The sequence below is a fragment of the Sphaerospermopsis reniformis genome, assembly GCF_005402885.1.
Classification (GTDB): Bacteria; Cyanobacteriota; Cyanobacteriia; order Cyanobacteriales; family Nostocaceae; genus Sphaerospermopsis; species Sphaerospermopsis kisseleviana.
The window spans coordinates 1-4,325 of record NZ_BJCE01000340.1; the positions used below are offsets into that span (position 1 = coordinate 1).

The 4,325-nt window shown below is 35.8% G+C and carries 4 protein-coding genes; 3 read left to right on the top strand and 1 reads right to left on the bottom strand.

All coding sequences use genetic code 11. The annotated features are described in order from the left end of the window. The first annotated feature begins 304 nt into the window (after positions 1 to 304). Positions 305 to 898 carry a Uma2 family endonuclease gene (locus FFR48_RS25835; RefSeq protein WP_137669337.1) on the top strand — a complete coding sequence of 198 codons (594 nt, stop codon included), beginning with the start codon at positions 305 to 307 and terminating at the stop codon, positions 896 to 898. A 13-nt stretch (positions 899 to 911) separates the two neighbouring features. Here FFR48_RS25835 and FFR48_RS25840 read toward each other — a convergent pair whose 3' ends face one another. Beyond that, positions 912 to 1,115: a HigA family addiction module antitoxin gene (locus FFR48_RS25840; protein ID WP_137669338.1), complete on the bottom strand. Its 204-nt coding sequence runs from the start codon at positions 1,113 to 1,115 to the stop codon at positions 912 to 914. A gap of 216 nt (positions 1,116 to 1,331) precedes the next feature. Between FFR48_RS25840 and FFR48_RS25845 the strand changes: the two genes are divergently transcribed. Together FFR48_RS25845 and FFR48_RS25850 are read left to right on the top strand one after the other, a co-directional pair. Beyond that, positions 1,332 to 2,456, top strand: coding sequence for a saccharopine dehydrogenase family protein (locus tag FFR48_RS25845; protein ID WP_137669339.1), 1,125 nt, complete (start codon positions 1,332 to 1,334; stop codon positions 2,454 to 2,456). A gap of 226 nt (positions 2,457 to 2,682) precedes the next feature. Continuing rightward, positions 2,683 to 4,047 carry a cytochrome P450 gene (locus FFR48_RS25850; protein WP_137669340.1) on the top strand — a complete coding sequence of 455 codons (1,365 nt, stop codon included), beginning with the start codon at positions 2,683 to 2,685 and terminating at the stop codon, positions 4,045 to 4,047. Positions 4,048 to 4,325: the final 278 nt, after the last annotated feature.

Below are 4,325 nucleotides of genomic sequence, written 5' to 3' on the forward strand. Positions count from 1 at the left end.
ATTTTTTCCGGGCTATACTAACAGTAACTATCTCTAGCCCTGATGATTACGTCAAGTCTGGCTGAAATGAGAACATCCTCAAAGCCATACACAGACTGCCTTTTTAATTTTCGGACAGGTCTAGTAGATCAACGGGACTTTAATACCTATCGTTGGAAGCAAAGTTATCCTTTTGAAAATTTGCTGTTTTGAGCTAATTTATAGTAAGATAGTGATGTTTGCAGTTTAAAAAAGATTTAATAACTAACTAGGTTTCTTAACCATGAGTTATAATCAAAAATAAAGTCATAAACATAAATTTACTATGACTATCCAAACCTTAGACAAAACCACCACAATTTGCGAACAGCGATTTCTTCTACCTGGTTATTACACCTGGAAGGAATTTGAAATCATAGAAACCTTAACCGCAGATGCTGGAAACTTGCGGATAACTTATCTTGATGGGTGCATAGAATTTATGACACTTGGTGAACAACACGAAAATATCAAAAAAATTATCGCTATTTTGATAGAAGCATATCTCTTTGAAACAGGGATAAACTTTATCCCAGTCGGTAGTGCTACTCGTCGCGCAAAAGAAAAGAATGCTTCCTTTGAACCTGATGAATCTTATTATATCGGAGAAAAAAAATCCAATCCAGATTTAGCAATTGAGGTGAATATTACCAGTGGTAGTATTGATAAACTGGAAAAATATAAAAGGTTTAATATTACCGAAGTCTGGTTTTGGGAAAATGATCAATTATCTCTCTATCATCTGAAAAATAATAACTATGAGCAAATTAATCAAAGTGAATTATTACCAGATTTAGATATAGATTTGTTAGTAAATTGTGTTTTCATGCCTTCCATTATTGATGCGAGAACAGAATTTATTAAAGGTCTTAAACAGTAGTTTGTAGTAGTTTTTAGGTTGGGTTGACGCAAGGAAACCCAACAATAATTATAATAATGATATAAACATCAAATCTCTTCCTCAGTTCCGGCGTAGTTTGAAAAGCACTTGCTAACCGCAAAGCAATATTAGGTGTTACACTTGCACGTTCATTCACAATTTCTGAAACCGTTTTGCGAGACACACCCAAAATATTAGCCAATTCTGTCACCGTCATATTTAAAGGTTATTTTTGCCTTCATGCTTTCATTGGGATGCTCCCCAGAAAATACCCGTCATCAACAGTATGAAGATTTCCTTGGGTTAGGGGTTTAGCATTTCTGAACCCTAATATTCTTATCATACTTACAACTGATGACAAAGGGGACACAAATCTGGTGAAATAAAAATAATGTTGTCATAATGTTGTCATAATGTTGTCTAAACTGTAATCATGACAGATCGTGTATTAATACTAGGTGGAAGGGGACGCATTGGTAGCGCAGTTGCTAATGATATTCTCAGCCACACCCAGGCAAATATTACCATCACTGGACGTTCCCCAGAGACGGGAAAGGGTGTCAGCTTGTCTTCGGGAGGAAGAGAGCAATTTCTGATTTTAGATTTGAGTGAGGTGGAAAAATTACAAGAGGCGATCGCCAACTCTCACCTCGTTATCCACTGTGCAGGACCATTTCACTATCGAGACACCCAAGTTTTAGAAATTTGCATTGATCAAGGTGTCAATTATCTTGATGTTAGTGATCACCGTTCCTACACCCAAAAAGCCCTAAAATTACATGAAAAAGCTGTTAATGCTGGTGTCACCGCAATTATTAACACGGGTATTTTCCCTGGTATTTCTAACAGTTTAGTCCGTCAAGGAATCGAACAATTTGATTTACCAGAAAAAATACATTTAAGTTATTTAGTATCTGGTTCTGGTGGTGCTGGTGTTACAGTCATGCGAACCACTTTTTTAGGTTTACAACATTCTTTTAATGCTTGGATTAATGGCAAATGGCAGTTAATTAAACCCTATACTGATAGGGAAGAAATAAATTTTTCCCTACCCTACAAACGCAATGGAGTTTACTGGTTTGATATGCCAGAAACTATCACCTTACCCCATTCTTTCCCCACTGTCAAAACTGTAATTACTAAATTTGGTTCAGTTCCTGATTTTTATAACCATCTCACTTGGATAACCGCCCATATTTTTCCTAAATGGTTAATACAGAAGAAAGAAACCATTGAATTTTTATCTCATGTTAGTCATCGCATGACCGATTTTACTAATATCTTTACTGGAATTGGTGTAGCAGTACGCGCAGAAGTCACAGGAAAAAAAGATAGTAAAACAGCAGCTTATGTTTCTACATTAATCCATGAAAATACAGCCATTGCTTCTGGTTTAGGTACTGGTAGTATTGCCAAATTATTATTAGAAGGTAAATTGAAACACCCCGGAGTTTTACCTGTAGAAGCAGCATTAACTACAGATTTATTTAAACAAATAATGGAAGAAAGAAAAATACAAATTGGTTCTCATTGGGTAACAATACATAGGAGAGAATAGGAAGGATCAGGTAACAGAGGAGATGACGGAGATGGGGAGATAAATTAAGTCAAAAGTCAACATTAATAACTTCTGAATCCTGAATTCTGACTCCTGACATTAAAACTATTCAAACTCATCAATATAAATAGGTAGAAATAACCTCAAGATAGATTTTTTATACATATTTGGCATTTATGGTTATATTTGTTAATCTAGTAAGAAATCATTTTTAATCTTTTGTATTATGCCCAGCTTACCTACTCTGACAACTCCCCAATTTATCCAACGCTTCCAATGGTTATTCAACCCTTGGGGATTTATGGAAAAAAATGCCAAAGATTATGGTGATTTTTTCCAGACATATATTCTTGGTAAAGAACCAATTATATTTATTAGTCATCCCCAAGCAATTCAAGAACTTTTTGCAGCTTCTCTAGAAAAATTAGATGCTAGAGGTTCACAACTTTTAAAATCTTTTTTGGGTGAAAAATCTTTATTGTTGCTGAGTGGAACAGAACACCAACGTCAACGGCGATTATTAACACCACCATTTTATGGCGATCGCATGAAAGCCTATGGTAAAACTATCACTGATATTACCAAAGAAGTGATCAACAAATGGCAAATAGGTACACCATTTTCTGTCAGAGAATCAATCCAAGAAATTTCTCTAAAAGTTATTTTACATACAGTATTTGGCATCTGTGAAGGAGAAAGATTTAGAGAATTAGAAAAGCTGCTTTGTTCACTTTTGAATTTCGGTGATACTCCCCTACGAGCAGCCGTTAATTTTTTCCCAGCACTACAAGTAGATTTAGGAGAATGGAGTCCCTGGGGTTATTTTTTACGACAAAGGGAAAAAATTGATCAATTATTATATGCAGAAATTCAAGAACGCAGAGATCATCCTGATCCAAATCGAACTGATATTCTTTCTTTGATGATGTCAGCGCGAGATGAAAATGGTGAAGCCATGACCGATGTAGAATTGCGAGATGAATTAATGACTTTGTTAGTAGCAGGTCATGAAACCACAGCTTCCGCAATTACATGGGCATTATATTGGATTCATCATTTACCAGAAGTGCGAGAAAACCTGTTACAAGAGTTAAATAACATAGATGAAAATACAGATAAAAACGAAATTTTTCGCCTACCTTATTTAACTGCAGTTTGTAACGAAACTCTCCGCATTTATCCCATTGCCATGATTACCTTACCGAGAATTGTTAAATCACCAATAGAAATCATGGGTTATGAATTTCCCCCAGGTTCATGGTTAGTAGGCTGCATATATTCAACCCATCGCCGCCCAGATTTATATCCCGAACCAGAGAAATTTAAACCAGAAAGATTTTTAGAAAAACAATTTGCACCCTATGAATATTTACCCTTTGGTGGTGGAAATCGTAAATGTTTAGGAATGTCATTTGCACTATTTGAAATGAAGCTAGTTTTAGCCACAATTCTTTCACAATTAGATTTTGAATTAGTGAACAATATTCCTGTTAAACCCGTGCGTCGTGGTGTCACCTCAGCCCCTTCTGGTGGTAAATGGTTAGTGGCAAAAGGAAAAAGAGAAAGGGTAAAAACTACTGCGGGAGTTTAGTTATATTGGTAATTGGTAATTGGTAATTGGAAAAAATAAAATTGATTACCCAGTCACCAGTCACCAGTCACCAGTCACCAGTCACCAGTCACCAGTCACCAGTCACCAGTCAATACTCAAACATTACTACTAAATCGGAACAGCTCACCACTCAACACTAACCACTTACCGAAAACTCGTAACCCGTCATCAGTAACCAAAAAAAAAAAAACACAAAACAGTACTCAGTAAACAATAATCAGATACTAATCACCAGACAACAATAACCAGCAGCCAAT